Annotated in this window: 14 protein-coding genes and 1 pseudogene; 2 read left to right on the forward strand and 13 right to left on the reverse strand. The window is 44.3% G+C overall.

The genetic code is table 11. The annotated features are described in order from the left end of the window. Positions 1-44: 44 nt before the first annotated feature. From AB4Z50_RS13870 to AB4Z50_RS13905, 8 genes are all read right to left on the reverse strand, one after another. Positions 45-800: a DeoR/GlpR family DNA-binding transcription regulator gene (locus tag AB4Z50_RS13870; RefSeq protein WP_339208108.1), complete on the reverse strand. Its 756-nt coding sequence runs from the start codon at positions 798-800 to the stop codon at positions 45-47. 176 nt (positions 801-976) lie between these two features. Next, positions 977-2,329: a (Fe-S)-binding protein gene (locus AB4Z50_RS13875; RefSeq protein ID WP_441879673.1), complete on the reverse strand. Its 1,353-nt coding sequence runs from the start codon at positions 2,327-2,329 to the stop codon at positions 977-979. Beyond that, entirely contained in the window at positions 2,322-3,737 is a 1,416-nt protein-coding gene (gene glcD / locus AB4Z50_RS13880; protein ID WP_339208105.1) for a glycolate oxidase subunit GlcD, read from the reverse strand. Before glcD ends, AB4Z50_RS13875 begins: the two co-directional genes overlap by 8 nt. Positions 3,738-3,832: 95 nt before the next feature. After that, positions 3,833-5,332 (reverse strand): L-arabinose isomerase, encoded by a 1,500-nt coding sequence (gene araA / locus AB4Z50_RS13885; protein WP_441879676.1) that lies wholly within the window; start codon positions 5,330-5,332, stop codon positions 3,833-3,835. Between the two features lie 24 nt (positions 5,333-5,356). Next, on the reverse strand, positions 5,357-6,397 hold the full coding sequence (locus AB4Z50_RS13890; RefSeq protein ID WP_441879678.1) for an aldose 1-epimerase family protein: 1,041 nt from the start codon (positions 6,395-6,397) through the stop codon (positions 5,357-5,359). A gap of 23 nt (positions 6,398-6,420) precedes the next feature. After that, positions 6,421-7,575 (reverse strand): Gfo/Idh/MocA family protein, encoded by a 1,155-nt coding sequence (locus AB4Z50_RS13895; protein ID WP_441879680.1) that lies wholly within the window; start codon positions 7,573-7,575, stop codon positions 6,421-6,423. 5 nt (positions 7,576-7,580) lie between these two features. After that, positions 7,581-8,417, reverse strand: a complete 837-nt coding sequence (locus AB4Z50_RS13900) for a class I fructose-bisphosphate aldolase (protein WP_339208100.1) — start codon at positions 8,415-8,417, stop codon at positions 7,581-7,583. A 35-nt stretch (positions 8,418-8,452) separates the two neighbouring features. After that, positions 8,453-9,328, reverse strand: a complete 876-nt coding sequence (locus tag AB4Z50_RS13905; protein ID WP_441879682.1) for a class II fructose-bisphosphate aldolase — start codon at positions 9,326-9,328, stop codon at positions 8,453-8,455. A 281-nt stretch (positions 9,329-9,609) separates the two neighbouring features. On the opposite strand from AB4Z50_RS13905, the gene AB4Z50_RS13910 reads away from it, so the two are divergent. Further along, positions 9,610-11,094 carry an FGGY-family carbohydrate kinase gene (locus AB4Z50_RS13910; RefSeq protein ID WP_441879780.1) on the forward strand — a complete coding sequence of 495 codons (1,485 nt, stop codon included), beginning with the start codon at positions 9,610-9,612 and terminating at the stop codon, positions 11,092-11,094. Between the two features lie 208 nt (positions 11,095-11,302). On the opposite strand, the pseudogene AB4Z50_RS13915 reads toward AB4Z50_RS13910, so the two are convergent. Both AB4Z50_RS13915 and AB4Z50_RS13920 read right to left on the reverse strand, forming a co-directional pair. Next, positions 11,303-11,452: pseudogene (locus tag AB4Z50_RS13915) on the reverse strand (CPCC family cysteine-rich protein); the annotation flags it as partial. A gap of 213 nt (positions 11,453-11,665) precedes the next feature. Beyond that, complete coding sequence (locus tag AB4Z50_RS13920) at positions 11,666-11,821, reverse strand: hypothetical protein (RefSeq protein WP_441879684.1); 156 nt, start codon at positions 11,819-11,821, stop codon at positions 11,666-11,668. Positions 11,822-12,622: 801 nt separating this feature from the next. Between AB4Z50_RS13920 and AB4Z50_RS13925 the strand changes: the two genes are divergently transcribed. Next, a complete protein-coding gene (locus AB4Z50_RS13925) occupies positions 12,623-14,590 on the forward strand; it encodes a helix-turn-helix domain-containing protein (protein ID WP_441879686.1) in 1,968 nt (655 codons plus the stop codon). Positions 14,591-14,699: 109 nt separating this feature from the next. Here the strand turns inward: AB4Z50_RS13925 and AB4Z50_RS13930 are convergent, their stop codons facing one another. The 3 genes from AB4Z50_RS13930 to AB4Z50_RS13940 all read right to left on the reverse strand — a co-directional run bounded on the left by AB4Z50_RS13930 (position 14,700) and on the right by AB4Z50_RS13940 (position 22,699). Continuing rightward, the gene (locus AB4Z50_RS13930) at positions 14,700-16,010 is read right to left on the reverse strand and encodes a carbon-nitrogen hydrolase family protein (protein WP_441879688.1); all 1,311 of its coding nucleotides are present in this window, start codon (positions 16,008-16,010) and stop codon (positions 14,700-14,702) included. 102 nt (positions 16,011-16,112) lie between these two features. Continuing rightward, complete coding sequence (gene hepB, locus AB4Z50_RS13935; protein WP_441879690.1) at positions 16,113-20,813, reverse strand: heparin/heparin-sulfate lyase HepB; 4,701 nt, start codon at positions 20,811-20,813, stop codon at positions 16,113-16,115. 308 nt (positions 20,814-21,121) lie between these two features. Continuing rightward, positions 21,122-22,699 (reverse strand): extracellular solute-binding protein, encoded by a 1,578-nt coding sequence (locus AB4Z50_RS13940; protein ID WP_441879692.1) that lies wholly within the window; start codon positions 22,697-22,699, stop codon positions 21,122-21,124. Positions 22,700-22,757 lie beyond the last annotated feature (58 nt).

A 22,757-nucleotide genomic window follows, 5' to 3' on the forward strand; every position in this document is an offset into this window, starting at 1 on the left:
GATACATAAAACATAAGCGTAGAGACAAATTCAATTAATGATATCTATGCTAAGAAGATGGTTGTCTCGGCAGTTTGACAAATGGAAACCATTTCTTGATTCGGTCTTTCGTCCGTAATTATTGCTGTGACAACTTTCAAATCCGCGAAAGAAACCAGCATGCTCGTACCGAACTTAGAGTGATCAATTACAATATACGACTCTTTTGCTTTTTGAATGGCAACACGCTTGATTTCTGCTTCATGCATATTGGAGTTGCTGAATCCGTGCTGAGGATGAAGTCCCGTTGCTCCTAAGAACACCTTGTCAAATGCCATACGAGAAATCGTCTCCAGTGTGACAGGCCCAACCATTGACTTGGTCGTATCCATTAATATTCCACCAAGAACTATGGTCGGAATCCTTTTTTCTGACAACTCGGCAGCTACGTTAATAGCATTCGTAACAACGGTAATATTGGCATCTTCCGGAAGATGCCGTGCAATCTGAAGCGTCGTAGAACCTCCATCAATAAATATCGATTCACCAGGCTGCACTAAGCTGGCTGCAAGACGCCCGATTCGTTCTTTCTCTACTCCTCGTACAATAGAACGCTCTCCCAGGGCAACATCTTTCGATGCAAGAATGGCGCCACCGAACGTTCTTTTAAGCAGGCCGCTGCGTTCCATTTTCTCCAAATCTCTTCGCACAGTCATATCCGTTACGTCGAAGTGTTCCTTCAATTCCGATATTTTGACCTCACCTTTGGTCTGTAACTGTTGAATTATTTGTTTTTGTCTGTCATTCAAGTCGTCCTTCATGGCACTCCCTCATATCTCCAGCAGATGGTTTTTAAGCAAAAGCAATAAACGATTACATTTCCGAAAGGTTGTACCTTTATTGTATGGAATGAATTCTTGGAAATCAACAAAATATGTTTCATTTCATAATGTTTTCGTCTATTTTAAACATTTTACTACTTGAAACTACTTCATTACTAATCGATGTTCAATCGATCAAATAGAAAATCCACGATATGGACAGCTTTCATTCGTTCAGGAGAGCCGTGCTTCTCAATCCCATGCTTCATTTGCAGCAAGCAGCCAGGATTGCTGGTCACAATGTATTCCGCCTGTGTATTATTCGCGTGCACCATCTTATGCTCCAGTATTTGTCCTGCCATTTCCGGTTGAGTCACATTATAAATACCTGCAGAGCCGCAGCAGCGATCCGCTTCTTTCATTTCAACATAATTTACGCCATCAATCTCTCCCATAAGCTTTCTTGGTGCATCCGATGCACGCATGACATTACGGAGATGACAAGAATCTTGATATGTTATACGGAGTGATTTCTCCGCTTTACTTTTACCTCGTTCTGAGAACTGCAGCTTGCGGCCTATCCGAACCAGAAGATCGGAAATGTCAATGACCCGCTCGGCAAACCATTTGGCATCTGCTTTCCAATTCGGATCATCATGGAGTAAATGATCGTATTCGACCAGTATTGCTCCGCAGCCTCCCGCATTGGTTACGATAAAATCGACGTTCGCATCCTTAAAGGCTCTGATATTCACCCGTGCCAGAGATTTGGCTTCTTCGGACTCCCCACTGTGGGCGTGCAAGGCGCCGCAGCAATTTTGAGTCACGGGTATGAGCACGTCAAATCCCGATTCCGTTAACAATTTAACGGTATGGATGTTGGTTTTCGTAAACATCATATCCATGAGGCAGCCTCGAAATAATGCAACGGTAGCGATTCTTTCCCCTTTAGCCAAGTGCCTGACCCCGATTTTCTCGGCCACTCCTTTATATGATGTGTCAGGTAATATGTTCTCCATCTCCCGCAAATGAGATGGAAACAGCTTCATCATCCCGCTGGCGTGAGCGACTTTGCGAAGCCCTGTTTTCTGGTAGGCCTTAAGAGCGCCACCCAGCAGTCGCATCCGTTTTTGATGAGGGAACATCTCTTTTAATACGGTGCGGCGAATCCCTTTTACCCACCAACGATGCCGATCGGTATGTTCTTCAATTGCATCCCGCGTTTGTTCGATAAGCTGCCCGTATTTCACGTCGGCGGGACAAGCAGGTTCGCACGCTCGGCAGCCAAGACAATGATCCATTTGCTCCTCAAATTGCTGGTCAGGCTCCATTATGCCGTCAACAACCGCTTTCATTAAGGCGATTCGTCCTCTTGGTGACTCTGCCTCAATACCGGTTTCCCTGAAGGTCGGACATGCAGGGAGACAAAATCCGCAGCGCATGCAATTAGTTAGCTGCTCATAATCCAGTTTGGCTGCGAGCTTAGAAGCCATCGGACTTCTCGGCTTGTCTATGCTTTTCTCATGCATGTCCGATTACCACCCTTTTCCTTGTTTCCTTCGCGAACATTTTTCCTGGATTAAGAATGTTCAGTGGATCAAACGCCGACTTGATCGCTTTCATTACTTCAATACCTGCCGTACCTACTTTCCATTCTAAGAATGGAGCCTTCACGATACCAACTCCATGCTCCCCCGTAATAGTACCTCCCAAACGGATAGCTGCTTCGAAGATTTCCTCGAACGCGGCCTCCACGCGATGCACCTCTTCATGATCTCGAGCATCCGTAGTCGCCGTAGGATGTAGATTACCATCGCCAGCGTGCCCGAAGGTGCAAATCTGAACATTATGTTTCTTGGCAATACGGTTTATTTCCAAAACCATGTCAGCTATCTTTGAACGTGGGACAGTTGCATCCTCAAGTATCGTCGTAGGCCTCAGTCTCGCTAACGCCGTGAACGCACTGCGGCGTGCTGTCATTAATTTCAGTGCTTCTTCTGCGGTTTCTGCAACATCAATACGATCAGCCTGCTCACTTCGGCATATTTCTTCAATCATAGCTATGTCTCGCTCAACTGTCTCAGCTTCGCCATCCTGCTCGATAAGCAAAATCGCTTCCATATCCCTTGGCAATCCGAGCTTCGCATAATCATCGACTACCTGAATGGTTGGACTGTCCATAAACTCAAGCGTCGCAGGAATTATCCGGTTTTCGATGATTTTGGATACCGTTCTCGCAGCTCCATTGATATCTCTGTACATCGCCAGCATCGTTTTTTTTGTTTTTGGAGGTGGAATAAGCTTAAGTGTAGCCTCCGTAATAACGGCAAGCGTTCCCTCTGAGCCGACAAGAAGCTTCGTAAGATCGTAACCAGCCACATCTTTCATCAGCTTTCCGCCCGTTCGCAATATATCACCATTGGCTAAAACTGCTTCGAGTCCGATAACATAATCTTTGGTCGTTCCGTATTTGAGACCACGGAGACCGCCAGAGCATTCTGCAATATTTCCACCGATTGTGGAAATGGACATACTGCTCGGATCAGGCGGGTAAAAAAGCCCTAGATTTTCAACCTCAGTGATAAACTGCTTCGTGTTCACGCCGGGTTGTACAACCGCCGTCAAATTTTCAAGATCAATCTCCAATATCCGATTCATTCTGTGCATAACCATTACAACGCCACCAGTAACAGGAACAGTTCCTCCGCATAAGTTGGTTCCCGAGCCGCGGGTGATCAAGGGAATACGATGACGATGGAGAACCTTCATAATTGCTGAAATCTGATCGGTCGTTTCCGGATAAATGACGCCATCAGGCAGTGCTTGCTGCATCGGCGTACCGTCATAGGAATGGGTAATCAGCGACTGGGGATCGTCTTTAAAATAGGAATCGCCTACAATCATTTTTAACTCACTTTTAACTTCAATACTCAACATCGCAAGTCCCCCCGGAATGAAAATGGACGAGAAACACAAACAGCTCTTAATAGCGCACAACAGACAGGAGCGTTGGTTTCTCGTCATAAAAACATCTAGTATTTATGGTTCAAACGGTAATATAGATCATTCCAACGAATCTCGTTCTCCAAGCTCGTCATCGTAGAGGTCTGATTGATAATGATGCATTCGATACCGGCCATCTTAGCCCAGTCAGCCATCTGCTCGCTTGTAACATGAAAAGAGAAACCAAAGTGGTGCGCGCCGCCAGCCAAAATCCACGCTTCCGCAGCATCTGATAACGACGGCTCAGGTTTCCACAGAACACGCGCTACCGGCAGGTTCGGCATTTCCTTCTCGTTCTTCACAGCAGTTACTTCGTTCACTATCAGACGAAATCTGTCTCCAAGATCAACTACGGTAGCATTGATTGCTTTACCACTATTCCCATTAAAAGTGAGACGAGCCGGATCGGCTTTACCGCCGACGAACAGCGGATGAACCTCAATCTTTGGCTTGCTGACGGAAACTGTCGGACATATCTCTAGCATATGAGAGCCGAGCACAAGCTGATTGCCTTCCTGCATGTGATATGTATAATCTTCCATAAAGGACGTGCCTTTGTTTTCAGCCATTATTTTCATAATGCGAACAAGAGCGGCAGTTTTCCAATCACCCTCTGCTCCGAAGCCGTATCCGGCAGCCATAAGTCGCTGCGCAGCTAGCCCGGGCAGCTGTTTCAAGCCGTGTAAATCCTGAAAGCTTGTTACAAATGCACTGTAACCGCTTTCTTGAAGAAACGCTTTTAATGCTATCTCGATACGTGCTTGTTCCCGAATCGCATCACGCTCGGTGCCTTCACGTTGGCCGTTCTCTGTGAAGTCATAAAGCTCTGTGTACTCATCCATCAATTCCTTGACTTGTCCATCCGTGACATCCTGCACACGTTCCGCCAGATCACCTGCAGGATAACCGTTAACCGACCAACCGAACCTTATTTGTCCTTCTACTTTATCACCTTCCGTGACGGCGACATAACGCATGTTATCACCGAAACGAGCGATCTTCATCGTTTGGCTTTCCGTAAAGCCGGCAGCCGTTCTCATCCAAGAACCGATTCTGCTCCGTACTTTCACGTCTTTCCAGTGACCTGCAATGATTTTACGGGCTATGCCAAGACGGGCTCCAATAAATCCGAATTCTCGGTCGCCATGTGCCGCTTGATTCAAATTCATGAAATCCATGTCAATGCTGTCCCATGGAATATCTACATTAAACTGCGTATGAAAGTGAAGCAACGGCTTACGCAGTTGGGTAAGGCCTGAGATCCACATTTTTGCTGGCGAGAACGTATGCATCCAAGTAATGATTCCCGCACAATGATCGTCTGAATTCGCTTCCAGACAGACACGACGGATAGCTTCCGGCGTTGTTACGACAGCTTTAAATATGATTTTATAAGAAAGAGCATCGTCTTGATCCAGCCCAGCGACCATTTCCTTCGCGTTGTCCTCCACTTTTGACAAAACATCTTCACCATACAGTCCCTGACTTCCGGTTACGAACCAAAATACATAAGGCTTAGTCTGCAGCATACCTTTATCCTCCTTAGAATGTGTTTAAATAAATCGCAATTCCAATCGATAATCGACGGTTTCACTCGGCTCTAATATACGGAGCGATCCTCTCTCCCTTTCGTCCGTCCTTCCTCTCGTCCAGCAATTAGAAGGCTCCAGTCCGAGTACATGCTCACCTGACCCTGGCATTCGCCACTGAACGAATTTCGGAAGCGTGACAGGATCCCATTCCAATTCTACCGATAAACCATGTGAATTGGTGTTTGCAGGACGAATCGGGAATGAGGGACTATGAATACGTGCAAAGACCGCATCCTTACTTTGATCAGGTTTATGATAATACACTTGTTCTCTAAAGGCAGGATCAGGCGATTGCCATAATCCCATCCTTCTCATATCCATATCGCTGTCGCGAGTTGACGTTCTTCCTTTGGGAAGTTCCACTGTCGTGTCCTCGGCAAGCAGCGGGAATCCGAAGTTGAAATGATATAGCATCATATGAGGCGCAGGACGGAATCCAACGTTCTGAACGGAATCTAGGATCGTTATGCGATTTTCACCTAAATGGCTAGTTATTGTTCTAGTCAGGCGTAGATGCTCTCCAAAAATCGAGGTCTCCTCTATGACTCCACGGACTCGCAGCACATAATCATCGCCCGCCCATTCTGACCAAGATGAAATTTGACGTGCTGGCGTATGATGAATTCGGCCATGAAGACCGTAAGCACCGTCGATGTCTTTACCCGGCGATCCAACCTGTGATAATCCGCAGGTCATAAGCAATCCACCGGATGCTGTTCGCAGCCATTCCGCTTCTCGCTGATCGTAATAAGAAGGGTGAGGCTCTCCATTGCTCGAGGACCAACTAACTGGTATGCCATGCATTTCAGCAAGTGAGATGTCCATTCCCTTGCTTGGCGTTACCCAGTAACATAACCCCCCTCCGGTTCGCACTCGGAACGTGTCTACTCCCGCTTCAGGCCCTTCACTTCTTGTATAACGTTCAACACCGCCAATTTGCTCAATGCGGCCAACTCTCGCTTCCAGCTCGCGACGTTTCCATTTCCTTCCGTAAAGCTCCACGTTTTCCTCCCCCTTAAGCAGTCCTATTCCCAGTTCAGCAAAACCGTATTATCTGTTTTCTCTGACTCCAAAGCCGCTGTGAATAGTCGATGGCTCATGGCCGCTTCTTCCGGTTTCGCACATTGGAAGGAAGATTGGTTGTCTTTTCCATTTGCGATCTCATCGCAGAAAGCTGCCCACATCTGTAAAATCGAGTCCGAGAAGCCGAATTCGAAAATACCTCCAGTAATCGTTCCATAGGTTGATTTATATGGAACATCTGAAATATGCCATGCCTGCTCGCCCCCTGGCTCGTATGGAAGGAATGCGACTTGCTTCGGGTTCTTGGTCGTGAACTCTGCAGAGCCTTTTGTGCCGTTAATGCGGATAAACCAAGTATTGGCATGACCTGGAGCAATCCGTTTCATGGAAAGCACCATCGGGAAATTATACTTATCTGTTTTAACGTCACATGCCAATATCGCATTATCCCATGTTTCACAAGCGGCCATGCCGCCTTTACCATCCGGACGTTCTTGCACGATTTTACTAAGCAGTGACCTTACGTTAGCTGGCTTCCAACCGAAACGGAACGGCAGATGTGCGACGTGCATGCCCAAATCACCCATACAGCCGTATTCACCATTAGTTCCGATACGACGCTTCCAATTGATCGTTTTGTTCGGATCGAGGTCACTGCTATGCCAGAAGCCGGCTTCAACCTCGATAATTTGTCCGAATTTTTCTTGATTAACCCATTCGACAATCCGTTGGGCTCCCGGGAAGAATGGAAATTCAGAGGAGCAGCGAACGATCACGTCCGGATTCTCCGCGATTGCTTTCATAATTGACTGATTGGCTTCTGCATCGATGCCAAATGGCTTCTCACCAAGCAAATGTTTTCCAGCTTTAATGATATCTATATATAATTGCTCATGCAGGTTATGCGGCACTGCGCAGTAGACAGCATCCACTTCCGGATCCGCAATGAGCTCGCGGTAATCGGAGGTGGTTTTCTTCACGCTAGGCACGTTATTCTCGAACCATTCTGTCGCAGGCAGATGCGCATCGCATACATGTGTAATCTCAGGAATATAATCCACATTGCTCAAGTGGCACCAACGCGCTGAGGCGCTTGCAAATTCTTTTCCCATTAATCCACAGCCGATAACGCCGAAGCGAATGACTTTTTTCGCCATGCCGATTACGCTCCTTTCAAAATAGCTAATGCTTGCTCAGGCGTCGCGCCTTGGTGAACTACAGCCATAAATGCGCGAGTCATCGCCTCTGGATTATTATGTTGGATGACATTGCGTCCATATACAATTCCTGAAGCTCCCTGCTGCATAAGTGCGTAAGTTCTCGACAATATTTCTTCGTCAGAAGCCCGTCCGCCGCCACGCGGCAATACCGGCTTGCCTGATGCCGCTTCTACAACCTTATGATAATCCTCTACGTTATCGCATGGATCGGCTTTGATAATATCCGCGCCAAGCTCCGTACCTTGACGAACAAGCGGAACGATCTTCGTAATGTCACCGTCGACCATATAGCCGCCTTTTTGCTCATTCGGAAGCATAACGAGCGGTTCAACCATAAGTGGCATGCCATAACGCTCACATTCCGTTTTCAGCTTTGATATATTTTGCACGCATTGACGATGAAGCTCCGGTTGTCCCGGCAGAAGCAGCAGATTTACAACGACACATGCTGCGTCCAGGCGAACTGCTTGTTCAACCGGATTATGAATGAGTTCACTGAATAAGTGTGAAGGAAGCTTCGTGCCATATACGTTAGCAACATCTGTACGCAGCACGAGTGAAGGCTTTTCTTTGCCTGGAATAGCTTGAAGATGCTCTGCTTGACCAACGCTAAGCTGTATCGCATCGGGATTGGCACGTACAATGGTCTCGATTGCTGCTTTCATATTCTCAATGCCGGCCAAGAATGAATATTCATTGAAAAAGCCATGATCAATCGCGACATCAAAGCACTTGCCTTGTTCACTAAATAAACGATTTAAACGAGCGGTAACGGACATATTTGACACACCCCATATACTTGTTTTATTGGTGATTACGCTTTGTTGCTGCTGCGGAACGTGCGCATAATATGCTGCGCGTCTTCTTTAAAGTCCTGAATGACATTCATCATGAATTCGTGATAGAACGTCTTCTCTTCCGACTGGATAAAACGTTCTTTAGCCCGGTCAACAACCTTAAGCGCCATCCCTGTGTAATAATTGATTTTAGACGCACCGTGATCGATCGACTTATGGAAGTCTTCCTCCGACAATCCAGATCCACCGTGCATCACAATCGGAACACCGGCCGTATTCCGAATTCGCTCCAAGCGAATTAAATCCAAAACTGGTTTTTTCAAATAAACGCCGTGCACAGTACCGAATGCAGCAGCAAGCGCATCAATACCGGTTCGCTCAACAAACTCCCTTGCCTGCTCGGGATCGGTATAAAGCGAAGTATCGTCAATGATGGAATCATCATCTTCACCTTCCGCCCCGCCGCTTTTTGGCCGAGTTACGTAGCCGAGCTCTCCTTCCACCGAAACGCCAAGCGTTTTAGCAATCTTCACGACCTCTGCGGTTCTGCGAACATTTTCTTCATACTCATACTCCGAACCATCAAACATGATTGCGTTAAAGCCTAAATGCATCGCATTCGTTACCGCGGAGAAGCTCTTTCCGTGATCGAGAAGGATGCTGACCGGTACCTTGGCACGGTTCATCGCTTCTACCATAATGGGTGCAATCTGCTCGAGCGGTGTATACTTAAAATGAATTTCAGCATGGCATAGGATGACTGGCGACTGTTCATCCTCAGCGGCCTCAATGATTCCGCGAACCATATCTAAATTTATTGCGTTAAAGCATGGGACCGCATAGCCCCTACGAGAAGCATCCCGCAGCATTTCACCCATGGAGACTTTAGACAAATTACCTTCCACCTTTCTATCAGTCTATATTATTTAATGTTCGTTTCAAACATATTATAGTTAATTCCTATGTAATAAGCAACCACGAAATTATAATATTAAAATTCGTTTTTTTCGAATATAGCATTTCGAATAGCAAAATTCCATTAATATCGCTACATATCAAAGTTTTCAGCTATTTTGTTTAAAAGATTATTTTCAAAATTTCTATTATACAAACAAACAAAAATTGTTTATAATGAACATATACTTATTATTGGAGGGATTATAAATTGTCACTAATGGGACTCGACATCGGAACGACTGGATGTAAGGCTTCGCTCTTTGATGAGGGCGGAACTCTTCTATCAGCCGCGTATATGGAATACCCTTTGGAACAGCCTAAACCAGGAGCTTTTGAGCTAAATCCAGAACGAGTCTGGGAGTCCGTCAGACGGGTTATCGCGGATGTGCTCTTAGCTGTTCCCGGCGTCATTGTTCACGCCCTCAGCATTTCTTCCTTGGGTGAGACGGTTGTTCCCGTCGACCATGATGGAAATGTATTAAGCAATGCCATTTTGTATACGGATTCAAGAGGTATAGAGCAAGCTGCAATCATTGAACAAAAAATCGGTAAGGAACGGACGATGGAGCTTACCGGAGTCCCTCTGCATCCGATGTTCTCCCTTCCGAAGGTCATGTGGATCAAACAATACCAGCCTGAGATTTACCAAAAAGTATGGAAGTTCATGCCGTTTGGCGATTTCATTGCTTTTTTACTCACGGGTATTTCGGTTACAGACTACACCTTGGCCTCTCGCACGATGGCCTTTAATGTGTCCAAAAAAGAATGGGACTCTGATATGTTTGATGCCGCCGGAATTGAAGCAGACAAATTTCCTGACCTCATTCAGTCTGGTCAAATCATTGGCCCCATTCGCAATGAAATAAGACAATCGCTAGGCTTCCGGTCAGAAACGTTAGTTGTAGCCGGCGGCCATGATCAAGCCTGTGCAGCTCTCGGTGCAGGTATTTTACATAACAATCATGCGGTGGACGGTATCGGAACCGTGGAATGTATTACGCCTGCCTATTCTTCACCAATTCTGAATACGAAGATGCTCCAGTATCAATTCAATTGCGCACCGCATGTCATTGAAGGTTTATATTTGACATATGCCTTCAATTTTACTGGCGGTTCCCTTATTCGGTGGTACCGAGACAAGTTCGGTCAAATCGCCGAAGCAGAAGCCCGCAAATTAGGCATTAACGTTTACGACTATTTGAATTCAACATCTGCAACATCACCTACCGATTTGCTCGTGATTCCTCATTTTGCCGGATCGGGTACGCCATACATGAATCCCGAAGCCAAGGGTACGATTTATGGATTATCATTTGATACAGATTCCACCCATCTGTACCGAGCCTTAATGGAAGGTGTTACGTATGAAATGCGCTACAACCTCGAATGCCTTGCGGAAGCGGGCATTCCTATTGAGTCGCTGCGCGCGGTAGGCGGTGGGGCTAAATCCGACCTGTGGCTACAGATTAAAGCTGACATTATGAATTGTCCTGTAGAGAGATTAAACGTTAGTGAAGCTGGAACGATGGGTAACATCATTCTCGCTGGAAAAGCTTCCGGGGTTTACCAAACTTATGAGGAAGCCGTAAACATACTTGTCAAACCGCTGCGGATATTTTACCCAAGTGAATCTAATACGTCCCTCTATCAGGATCGCTATGAGAAATACAAAGTACTTTCACGAGCAATTTCAACCTTATAATTTTGATAAATAAACATTCCAGGTAGCAGCAACCAAGCTGCTAAGTCTGGAATGTTTATTATTTTAAGTTTTATATTGTATTCATTGAATGCAAACCTTAATTGGGCGAAAGCCATCAGCGTGAGTCCGACAAGCACAAGCCATTGGGTCGTTTTTCCCGCCTGCTTTACTCGACACTAGTCTGGATAAAAAGAAAACCTTGAAGGTTTCATCCCTCAAGGCCAGTCATCTTTTCACTTATTTTGTTATACAACTCAAGCCTATCTGCTTCAAGAAATTGTAATGCCAATTCGTTCACTGCACCAAAATTAGTAAAATTCTCACGTGCTTGGGTAAGGGACATATGGTTAGGAGAACTATAATATTGGGCATTATGTTAATCGTATTTTTGATAATATGAAGAGTTGCATCTTCACGTTCCAATATGTTACACCTCACTTTAGAGGGTTATGTTGTTTTTTAAAAAAATTTTGACGTTTATTTAGCAGTCCTTTCTCTCTCAACAATTCTAATTTATGATATGGAACGCTATTTATAAGTCCTCCCTTTGATACATCCGATCCTTCCTAGTCTACATAACGATGAAATCGTCTGTAATGGGAATCGACTCTGACCAATCAAGCTCGTTTATAGCATAAGCAACCTCATGCCAAAGTTTCTTTCCTTGCACCCACCAATTGCTTTTAACACCCCAATAGTTGATGAGTTTTCTTAAATTTTCAAGCAATTCACTATTGTTTATAGAAACCTGATAATTACCTGGATGCTCTCCGGAATTTGATATTGATGTATATTAAACCTTGTTGATTATCAAGTACTTTGTATAAAGCTCCAGAAGCATCATATTCAAAAAATGTATTTACTCTAGATTCATAACCTCTTTTCCCGCTAAACTGAGGAACGGATCATTACTAACCTCTGTAATTACTGGCATCTTGAAAAAGAATTGCTTATTGCGGTTATATTGAGGCGTTATCCAACAAAATCTTAAAAATTGGTTAAACAGTTAAAAATATGATGATATTAATATGCTTCTATATAATGGTTTAATATAGATAACAATTTAATGAAGGAGAAATGCATGACTAAGATTTATATTCCGGTTGAAAGCGTTCTCTTATTCAGGTGCTTTTACAGTACATTGGGATAGAGGTTTAGTAAAAAGAGTAGTTCCATTTCGATCTAACCAGTGCTGATGTCCACAATCAGGCTTATAATAACGAAGGTTTAATAGAAGAATCCCTAGGATAGGTGAAGAAATATGTCAGTTATTAAGTCCCCAAAGGGAATGTTGTCCCGACTCAGGCTCAAAGATAAGACATCCTCTTTATTCATTAGATTACTAGTCAGCTTTTTAATTATTATTTCTCTATTGGTATCGTTCATTTTATTTTCCGTTGTCTTCTACAGGGGGAGTATTAAAGATGAAATTATTAAATACAATACGCTCAGCATGCAAAAAACAACTGAAAATTATGAGAACCTTATTGCAATGATTCATAGCTCAGTTCTAACTTTTTCTCTAGATATGCAGGGGACACAAGAGAAATCTATTGATTACGTAAATGCGGCTTCCACGATGCAGAAGCTCAACTTTTTTTTATCAAATCGATTATTACACTTAGAAAATATTATTATGATGTATAAAGAATCCGGATTTGTTCTTGAAAAAGGCCGAGGAGCTGATGTGGATGTCATGTTTGAACGCTATTACAACAGTCAAGATTACAGCGCCTCATTTTGGAACGATCAGTTTACACAGCCTTACAAGTTCCAAGTACTTCCTGCATCTTCGTTTGCTGAGATTGTTTCTAATCACCGAGCAGGAGAACGAATGTTGCTTCCAATCATCGTCAAAAATGACCAGCTCCCGAACTTTTATTTAATCGCTATGGCCGATGCAGACATGATTTACTCTGAACTTGGCCAGACGATTAATGACAAATTTTATATTTTGAATGATCACAATCAGCAATTGTATACCTCTTCAAGGTCTGAGCAAGTCTCTTTACCTAAGTTCACAGATCAGTCAGGTTATGTCATTCAAGATAGCATCTACTACTTCTACATGAAAGGTGAAAGTGGCTTAACCTATATTCATGTGGTTCCAGATACAACGATCTCGAGTCAGATTCGCTGGAATTTCTCATTCGTATTATTACTCATCCTTACTATTGCCATTAGCGTGATTGCCTCCTTCCTGCTTAGCGTACGCATCAATACACCCGTTAAACAGATTATTGATGCTATGCAGAAGTGGAACACCACTCAGCCTTCGATAAGTGGAATCAAGGAATTCAATATTATTCATAACAAAATAAGTGATATTTTGAAAACGAGCCGCGATATTCATCAGGATATGTCTGAGAAGGAGTCACTGCTTCAATATTACGCTTATTCCAATAAACTGAAGAAGATTCGTCATCAGAATGGAGATAGCTCCCCTTGGGTTCCATCGAATCGTCCATTTGTGCTGCTTTTATTCAAGGTAAGTTACAAGTCTATGCTGTATCGTATAGAGGTAGATGAGGAGCGAGCAACTTCTTTCATCAGAGAATATGTCAATCGAATTATTATGGAGACCTACCCTGACTCCCTAACCTTCCAAATGGAGAAAGATCAAATCCTATCGATTGTATTCACAGAGATGACCGATCCGAACATAAGGCTTACACTTGAACAAATCAATCATGTGCTAGAAGCCGAGAGAAAATATTGCTTCCTGACGATTACAGCTTCAGGTGGCATAGAGGATTGGAATGAGGCTTATCAAACCGGCCTAGAGCAGCTTAAAAAGAGAAAGTTCGATGATGAGACTCAAATTGTTGTCGATATAGAGCGGCAAGACGAGGATATTCAATTATCACAAGCTCAAGAAGAAGAACTAGATGCGAATCTTTACAGCGGAAATGACACCGATGTGATCCAACTGGTAAGACGAGTGCTTGGAAGAATGAAAAAGCGCAATGAAAGTGCATTGAGTGTCCTTCAATTCGCCGAATCGATCATGCATCGAACACAGAAGATTCTTCAGCAGCGCAATATCGACCCTGCTACCGTGCGCCATGCTCTCACTGAATTACAAATTTGTTACACCTATGAGCAGCTTGACACCATAATGTCCTCGATGATTCAGAGCTCCGCTTTTCTTGTTAAGGAGCTCAAAGATAAGCGAGACCATATTATTGACTTCGTTTATGAATACCTTGAAAAAAACTATGACAAGGAAATTACTTTGGATGCTATAGCGGATAAGCTTAATATCTCTCGCAGCTACTTGTCTACGTATTTTAAAGAAAAAACGGGCGATTACTTTGTAGATTATGTAAATTCAGTTCGAATCAATAAAGCCAAAGTATTGCTGCTTAAGCCAGACATTCGTATCCAAGATGCTGCGCAGTCCGCAGGCTACCAGAACATTAATTCCTTCAATCGTATGTTTAAAAAGCTCACAGGCTTCACCCCAAGCGAATTCCGTAAAAGCAAGTTGCATTAAGCGTTTAAAAAAGCAATACAAAAGCCCGTACACCGTCAAGCTCTCGTGTGCGGACTTTTGTTATACGCTATTAATATTTGTTTCCACTCGCCATTAATAGCTGACGATTCTAATAAGTATCCGGTCTCCTTTCACGAGCAAACAAGTTGCGTTTATCACCAAAAGTTGGCCCTACCGACATCCAATACTCCATGAATTTAGCATTTAAATCGATTTCCAGGCCTAACACTTTAGAATCTTCTGGACCGATTTCACCTAAAATTTCTCCATTAGGGTTAATAATTCGGCTTGGCTTACTCCCTGGGTCACCGATCCAATTGCCAAAGCCGCCATCTATTATATCACCATTAATTCCAGCAACTACGACATACATGCCATTATCAACCGCACGAGCGATTTGTTGGATTTTCGCTTCACCTGCCGTAGAAATACAGAGAATTTCCGCGCCTTTCATCCTAAGACACCGAGCAGACTCCACAAAACTCTGATCCCAACAAATCAAAAGGCCAATCCTACCGAAATCCGTATCGAAAACCGGATAATCACTTCCTGGTGATACACCGTCCTGGGCCTCAAACAAGGGAAGATGAACCTTGCGATATATACCAGCAACTTCTCCGCTGCGATTAATTAATAGGCTTGTATTATAAAAGCATAGCCCATCCTTTTCATAAAGATTAAATACAACATATGAACGGATTTCTTTCGCTTTTTGACAAATGGCTTTCACTAATTCACCATCAAGGGGTTGTGCAATCTCCTGTACGCTATAACCAGAAGAGCGATCATATAAGGTCTCAGATAGACAAACCAAATCTGGTTGTTCGTGTCCTGCAAGCTCAAGCGTATCCAGCAGTTCCTGTAAATTCGCGGAAAGATCCGATCTATGCTCGCCATATGGATTCACATAGGTAGTCACCAGCTTAACCTTACGTGACCTAGCTGGCTCAACCAGATTAAGTGATGCTTGCCTGAAAGTAACGGAGCTGCCTTTTGACCAACGAAATTCAAGCTCAATCTTCACCGCTCCTGAGCCTGCTGGGGAATCCAATCTCTTCTTTAGTTTTGTAGGACCATCCTCCGTATCCTCGTAAGTATCCACATATTCTCTTCCCAACCACTTTCCTGATTTATCCATCCAAGTCACAATCATATTTACGGATACAGATTCATAATCGATCTGCTTCGTTTCATATTCAGCCATGATTTCATAAGAAGTACCCTCAAGTACGTCATTGATTTCACAATTCCAAGCACCGTAAGCATGAAAGGAGTCTAAAGAAGATATGACAAGCAACGTCTCCTTATTTTCTAATCTTCTATCAAATATCGGCGCTATTTCCGGTCTAGGTGTCCACGACTTCCATTTTTCAGAAGAAAATGGAGGCATTAGGTTGTTATCTTGCTTACTTGTTTTCATTTGCAGCTCCCTCTAAATGAAGTAGGACAGATTCTTGTGGGACGATGCGGTAGCCACTGTTTTATCAGTACCTACCGCATCTGTAGCATAATTAAGAAATTACTATTCTATATCAAGCGATAAACCAAGACTAATATTAAGCATACGCATGATCATTAGCAGGGACTCTAGTCGGGTAGCATTAGCTTGAGGCTTGAATGACCCGTCAGCATTACCCATCACGATACCCCTTTCGAATAATGCATCAATTGCATTCTCCGCCCAGCTGCCAGAAACATCATTGAACTTAGATGGCTTTGGAATTGAGGTCGTATTTAATACTTTGGAAAGCATGGAAACCATTTCTGCTCTAGTGATGCTTTGATTCGGCTTAAATGTACCGTCCACATAACCGTTAATAATACCGCTTGATTTTAGTGTCATGATTTCGTTTTTTGCCCAATGCCCCTGGGCATCTTTATAGTTTGAGCTGCCTGTGCCTTCTAAACCAAGTGCCCTTACTAACATAGCAGCAAATTCTGCCCTAGTTACAGAAGCGTTAGCACGGAACAAACCGTCTGCATCCCCCTTTACGATTCCAAGCTTAGTTGCAAGCTCGACTGCTTTTCCAAATGAAGCACCCTTAGGTACATCCTTGAATGTAACGGACTGTACAGAATTCGCCTTTTCCGCTAACGCCTTAACCACTTCCAGACTTACCTTTTCGTTGTAGAACGGCAAAGCCGTTGGCGTTGGTGTTGGCGCCGATGTTGCTGTCATTGTTGCTGTTGGTGCTGCTGTTGGTGCTGCTGTCGGCGTTGCTGTGGGCGTTGCCGTCGGTGTTGCTGTCGGTGTTGCTGTTGGTGTTGGTGTCGGCGTTGCTGTGGGCGTTGCCGTCGGTGTTGCTGTCGGTGTTGCTGTTGGTGTTGGTGTTGCTGTCGGTTTGTGCAAGACTGCTTCCCATATTGAATTCCAATTACCTATCCCAACTACCCGAACATACCTTGCTCCGATCGGTGTAAAGAAGATATCCTCCAAGCCTCTCGTGGTTCCGCTGTTATAGCCTTGGAACACAGTCGTCCATTGCTTTTGATCATCTGAGACCAACACATCGAAATAATGCTTTTCTCCTTCGTACCAGGAACTACCTAGTCCTGCCACCATGTAGGATGCGCCCAGATCAAATTCGATCCATGCCCCCTTGTCTTCGCCCGTCCACATCGTTCCCAAATTGCCGTCAATAACCTCTTCTCCCTTGCCTCTAGAGGACCTTACAGCTTCAACCTTGTAATATGGCGTAGCAATGCGCATCTCTTTGAGTGATACTTCACCGCTGCCTCCCAGATCTGAGCGATATCCGTTCCCAATTAGCTTAACGAATCTAGCTGATGCAGGGGCAAAATACGTCGCTTCATAGGTATCATCGCTTCCTAAGCTCTCCCCAGTATATATGGATGTCCAATCGCTGCCATCTGGTGATGTTAACAGCTGGTATTGATAGTAACGATCTTGCCCATTGAGCCAGGCGAGATCGACATGATCGAACTTCCGAGTTTCACCGAGATCATAGACCAAGTAAGCACCTGGTACACTCTCCGTCCATACGGTGTTCAGATCGCCATCAGCTGCTTGTAAGGCAACATCTGCGGTCGTACTGGAATCAATTTCGACTACTTTATATTCGGTGCTCGGTTGAATCGAAGACACTTTCGCTTTTCGAGAAAATTCATCCCACTTGACCATGGCCCATTTGGCTATAGAGGCGACCTCAAGCGGAATATAAACGATTTCATTTCTTAGGGTTACCGGTGTTTGTAGGGTTGCGGGTTGACCATTGATGGTGATCGCATTGCTAGAAATGGTCATCACAACCGTTGTTCCTCGGCGACTCATTGTCAAAGTCGATCCTTGCAGATTGGTTGTCAGACCAAGCTCAGCAGCCAGCCGTTTATAAGGAATGATCACCTGACTGTCACTTATGCCCAGCTCTGAATTAAAAGCGAAGTCAACGCCATTAACTTGCATAACGACGGCATCCTTCTCAGCTTGTACCGGTAAGGTTGCAAGCGCTACTGGTACGGATAAAGTTCTTGTAGGAGAATGGTGTAAGGTATACGTACCTCCGGTATCGGCTGCAAAATATAACGTACCCTCATCAGGCGTTACTTCATATTCGACTGAAGATGTTTCCCCAGCTTTAGTTACCGTCCAATAGCCAGTGCTTAGATCAGTTATCAATACACGGACATCTTTGTTCGATACTGGCAGTTCGAAGCTCGCTGTGTTCGTTATATCAACACCCGTTTTAGAAAAAAGCACAGCCCGATCTTCAATCTTTACACCAACCATCTCATTCGAAACGATCGATTCCGTAGCGAGCGGCTGAGGTCCGTTAACAGCATCCATCACTTGCATAACATTTAAGAAGACATCTGTCTCGGCGTTATCCTTCGGAGAAACTTCCACGCGCCAGGAACCCGCTTCTGTGCTATCCTCGGACCAGGGTTCTTGCGGATAATTGACACCATCGACAATAAATTCTTTGCCTGGTCCGCCAATCTTGGTGATTTCAGCATTATTGCTAGCGGGCAGCAAAGTGCGATTGACCAATTTGCCATTATAGCCATTCTCTGTTCGTTCAAGGGTGACTGTATCGCCGGATATATCAGGTTCGTTCTCGCTATGCAGCAACCAAGTTTTCTTGAAGCTAGCATCCGCAGAAGTTACCTTATCGAATACAATCAATGCAGCGGGATGTTCATCATTCTTCAAGTTAAGAAACACAAAAGAACGTTTAAAATCCTCCATTTTGGACGTATAAGCCTTAGTCAGATCTCCCTTGATGTAGCTGTAATCCGGTGTAATTGCATCCGGACCAAACTGATGTTTGACGACGTCAGCAACTTCATAATTATTCGAGGGATTAAGCAAATCTGTCATCGTAGCAGGTTCTTCATATAGAAAGCGCTGACCGCCATCATTCGAACCTGCCGGGAACGTTTCGTCAGGGTCATAGACTAACATCGTATTATGGGCAATCGTACGTTTATTGTAATTAAGATCGTGGGGTTCAAAGTATCCCCCATTCACACCTTCATAAATACCCGAATCAATGGCCAAACCGCCTTTGTAATACAGCTGGAATTGTCCAGCATCCATATGCTGGTGGTTCGTGAATAAGGTGGTGCCAACCTTCATCGTCGCAACGACGGTAGAAGACTGTATGCCGCCTGTCCAGCTCGTACGAGCAGTCATCTGACCAGAAGGTTCGGGAAAATATTTGGTGAGCGGAAACGTTTGTTCATTCATTGTCGCTAGCTGAGGGTCATCAAATAATATAAGCCAAAGATCATCCTTGGATGATTTGTTGTAGCTATCTTGCCTAAGAAATTCATGCTTCAAATAAGGATCATTATAGTAGCTGGCAGGCAGCATATTAGGCATAGGCTCGGACCAATATTCTCCAAGTGGCCGTTGCGATTGAAAGGTGTCACCGTTACGCATGAGCTGCCCATCGGGACGACGTGCATAAATCCATTCATAGGGGGTCATCTGTTGATCGGAATTAAATACATTGCCAGCACCCATCCGCTTGAATATCCATGAGGCAAACACATCCCATTGATAGCGATAAGGTCCATAGGAATCACCCTGATGCTGAGCATTAGAAGCGTATACATAATTACGCGGCTTCACATACTCAGCGAAGAACCGTCCAGCTACTATGTTATATATAGCTGGATTCTCGTCATAAACCGCAATACCAACACTTAACTGATCACGCATCAGCTGCGCTTCGCTGCCATGTCCGACTACAGCTCCTTGTTCAATCGGAGGAAAGCCAATCTCCATGCCTTCGGCGATAGACACAAAGCGCTGAATGAAATGCGATCGCTGTTCCGGGCTCATCAGCGGGTAACACCAGTCATAGACAATGGAACCCAAAGTAATAACTTCACCCATTGGACGATAATCGTCACGGTGGAAGGCGACTGTGTCCAAATAATTGCTCATCATGCTGACGGCTTGCTGGCCGTTTGTTTCGTCTGCTTGCAGTAAATATAACAGGGCCTTCGCTTGGATTGTCTTCATAATGGCATCGTTCATATTATTCTTTCCTGAAATTGGAGCTGAAAGTATTCCGGTATAGCTTTGCCTTGCAGCATCCAGCATCCTTTCCCAAGCATCCTTGACTTCAGATTGCGCTAGGTGACTGCGAATTTCATCTAGATCACTTGCCCTAACGAACAGGCGCGGATGTTCGGCTGGCGGCAGCACAGGAGGAGCCGGGTATGGATTATCAATTGGTATTGTACCGCTATGTTTTCTTAGCACAAAATCATCTAAGTAATAATTACCAGTTGTATTATTTGTCCATGTCCAGATGACAATCTTCTCTGTACCCAGCGGAGCAGTGAATGTTTTAGATCGCAGCTTATAGTCTGTCGATGCAGTTGTGAATTTTGGTATGGAAGTTGTCTGGAGTTCCTGATTATTTATATCACGGCAAGTAACAAAAATGAGACCTTCTTGTCCGCCTTCAACCTTTCCATAGACTTCAAAATAGTAGGTTTCATTCTCTTCAACACCCGTGGTAATCATCTGGGCAAAACCTGTATCTCCGGCATTTACCCTTACACTGTTCGTACCACTGTGGGAATTGTTACTGACAACGGAGGAGGCAGCATCCCAAAAATCCCAGCCCGCATCTCCGGATTCAAAGCCTGGATTTTCCACTAAGTTTACCGCTTCGGTTGCTAATGAGTCCGCAACCGCTTGAACCTCCTGATTGCTTAATAAACCGTTGGAAATGGAAAAAACCATGAGAAAGGACAAGAAAAGCTGTAAGCTTGACCGCCACCTAAGTTTGAACATTTAACTAACCCCTTTTCAAAAAATAATAAAAGCTGTTAGACATTACTCCTCGCATACCATATATAGCTAGATTCGGCTTGAATAAAAAACGATTGATAATAGGTAATCGCATATTATTGTAAGCGTATACATTTAATCGTGAATACGCGCTTCGTTGATCAACTATCAGTTTATTAAATAAGCATGTACCTTGCTATTACAAAGGCCCATACGGTCTATCTTGACGTGTACGGGCCTTTTCTCTACACATTAAATACTTATTTCCATTCTCCCTTAATACCTGATGAATCTAAAATTTTATTTACATCGTCAATCATTTCTTTACCGCCCTTTTTCATATATTCGTCAACCATTTTGCTCCAGTTAGTAACAGGCTCCTGACCCACGATCATCTTCGTTTGCCATTCCTGAGCAATCAGGTTCAACTCCGATTCTTTTGCCGTGAGAACTTCGGAATGAATGCGGTCTAAAGGATTGATATAGAATTTAGTATTCTTTAACAATTCTACAGTTGAATTTACGAACCTCTGGATAAATGGATCGGTCACTTGTTTCCCAGGCTCGTTTGCTTCATCGTTTGGTGCCCAGCCTGCTACACCACTAAAATAACTGCTAGGCCGTTTATCATATAACGCTGCGTCATAAGCCATAACGCCATCCACCATCTGATAACCCACGCCTTCGCCGCCGTTTGACCAGTCGAAGTCAGGATTTTGCGGGTTACGATTGTCAACAGGTATGAATGTGCGGAAGTAATCTTGCATTTGCAAAATCCGATCAATTTTATCCGGATCGCTTTGAATCTTAGCATTCAACATCGTCAGCGTATAATAACCGGGAAGCGATGTGAACCCCTGCTCGCCATCCGCTTGTTTAAAAGCCGGAATAACGGTAATCTCAGCCGAAGGCATCTGTTCCTTCATACTCTCGAACAAAACTTGGTCAACTCCCATAGGCTGTTCATACCATATCCCATATTTCCCAGCATAGAAGTCTGCACGGATATCCGTATTTTTAGAGACAGCCCAATCCTTGTGAATCGCTCCTTCTTTATACAAATCCGCGAGCAATTGAGTCTGCTCCTTGAACCCTTCAGAAATGATACCTGGAATTAATTGCCCTTGCTCGTTCTTGTTATACCATCCTGTATCCCACTGAGCACCCATTTGAGCGCCATATACGATTTGCTTGGATAATGCGATTCCGTAAGTATCGTTTTTTCCATTCTTGTCGGGGTCATTCTTCGTGAATGCAATCGCCACTGCCTTCAACTCATCATAGGTTGTCGGCATCTTAAGATTGAGATTATCCAGCCAGTCTTGGCGAATCACAGGTTTCTTGCTATATTTCGCAGGGAAGTATTGCGGAATCGCATAAATTTTGCCATCAACGGTAACAGCATCCCATACATTTTTCGGTACAAGTTTTAACGACGGATACTTGTCAATATAGTCATTCAGCGGAAGGAAAGCGCCTTGCTTCACCCATTTAAAAAAGTTGGCATCCGCACTTTCCATTCCGATAATATCCGTCAAATCTCCGGCAGCCATAACAACCGGCAATTTGGTTCCATATTCATCGTAGGGGACAAACTGCGGCTTGTATTCCACATTGAATTTCTCGTTGAGCTTCTTCAGACCTTCACCTGTAGCACTCAATGGAATCTGCCATGTCCCTTCTATAGAAGAAATGGTGATCGTCTTTGGTGCTTCGCTGCTTGGTGCGGGTGAATCAGTCGTTGTTGCGCTAGATTCTGGCTTTTTATTACCCGTTGAACATGCGGCCAAGCTTGCAGCCAAACATACAACAAGCCCCATTTTGAGTGTCTTTTTCATTTTGTATTAACCCTCCTAGTATATTTGTTACCTATTCCCTTCGACGCCCTACAGGTTC

Source organism: Paenibacillus sp. 2TAB26 (assembly GCF_052115145.1).
GTDB lineage: Bacteria > Bacillota > Bacilli > Paenibacillales > Paenibacillaceae > Pristimantibacillus.

Coding starts and splice junctions, on each gene's coding strand:
- AB4Z50_RS13940 (WP_441879692.1), bottom strand. CDS start 22,699: ATGAAAAAGACACTCAAAATGGGGCTTGTTGTATGTTTGGCTGCAAGC.
- AB4Z50_RS13875 (WP_441879673.1), bottom strand. CDS start 2,329: ATGCATGAGAAAAGCATAGACAAGCCGAGAAGTCCGATGGCTTCTAAG.
- AB4Z50_RS13895 (WP_441879680.1), bottom strand. CDS start 7,575: ATGGCGAAAAAAGTCATTCGCTTCGGCGTTATCGGCTGTGGATTAATG.
- glcD (WP_339208105.1), bottom strand. CDS start 3,737: ATGTTGAGTATTGAAGTTAAAAGTGAGTTAAAAATGATTGTAGGCGAT.
- AB4Z50_RS13925 (WP_441879686.1), top strand. CDS start 12,623: ATGCAGGGGACACAAGAGAAATCTATTGATTACGTAAATGCGGCTTCC.
- AB4Z50_RS13930 (WP_441879688.1), bottom strand. CDS start 16,010: ATGAAAACAAGTAAGCAAGATAACAACCTAATGCCTCCATTTTCTTCT.
- AB4Z50_RS13870 (WP_339208108.1), bottom strand. CDS start 800: ATGAAGGACGACTTGAATGACAGACAAAAACAAATAATTCAACAGTTA.
- AB4Z50_RS13900 (WP_339208100.1), bottom strand. CDS start 8,417: ATGTCCGTTACCGCTCGTTTAAATCGTTTATTTAGTGAACAAGGCAAG.
- AB4Z50_RS13910 (WP_441879780.1), top strand. CDS start 9,610: ATGGGACTCGACATCGGAACGACTGGATGTAAGGCTTCGCTCTTTGAT.
- araA (WP_441879676.1), bottom strand. CDS start 5,332: ATGCTGCAGACTAAGCCTTATGTATTTTGGTTCGTAACCGGAAGTCAG.
- hepB (WP_441879690.1), bottom strand. CDS start 20,813: ATGGTTTTTTCCATTTCCAACGGTTTATTAAGCAATCAGGAGGTTCAA.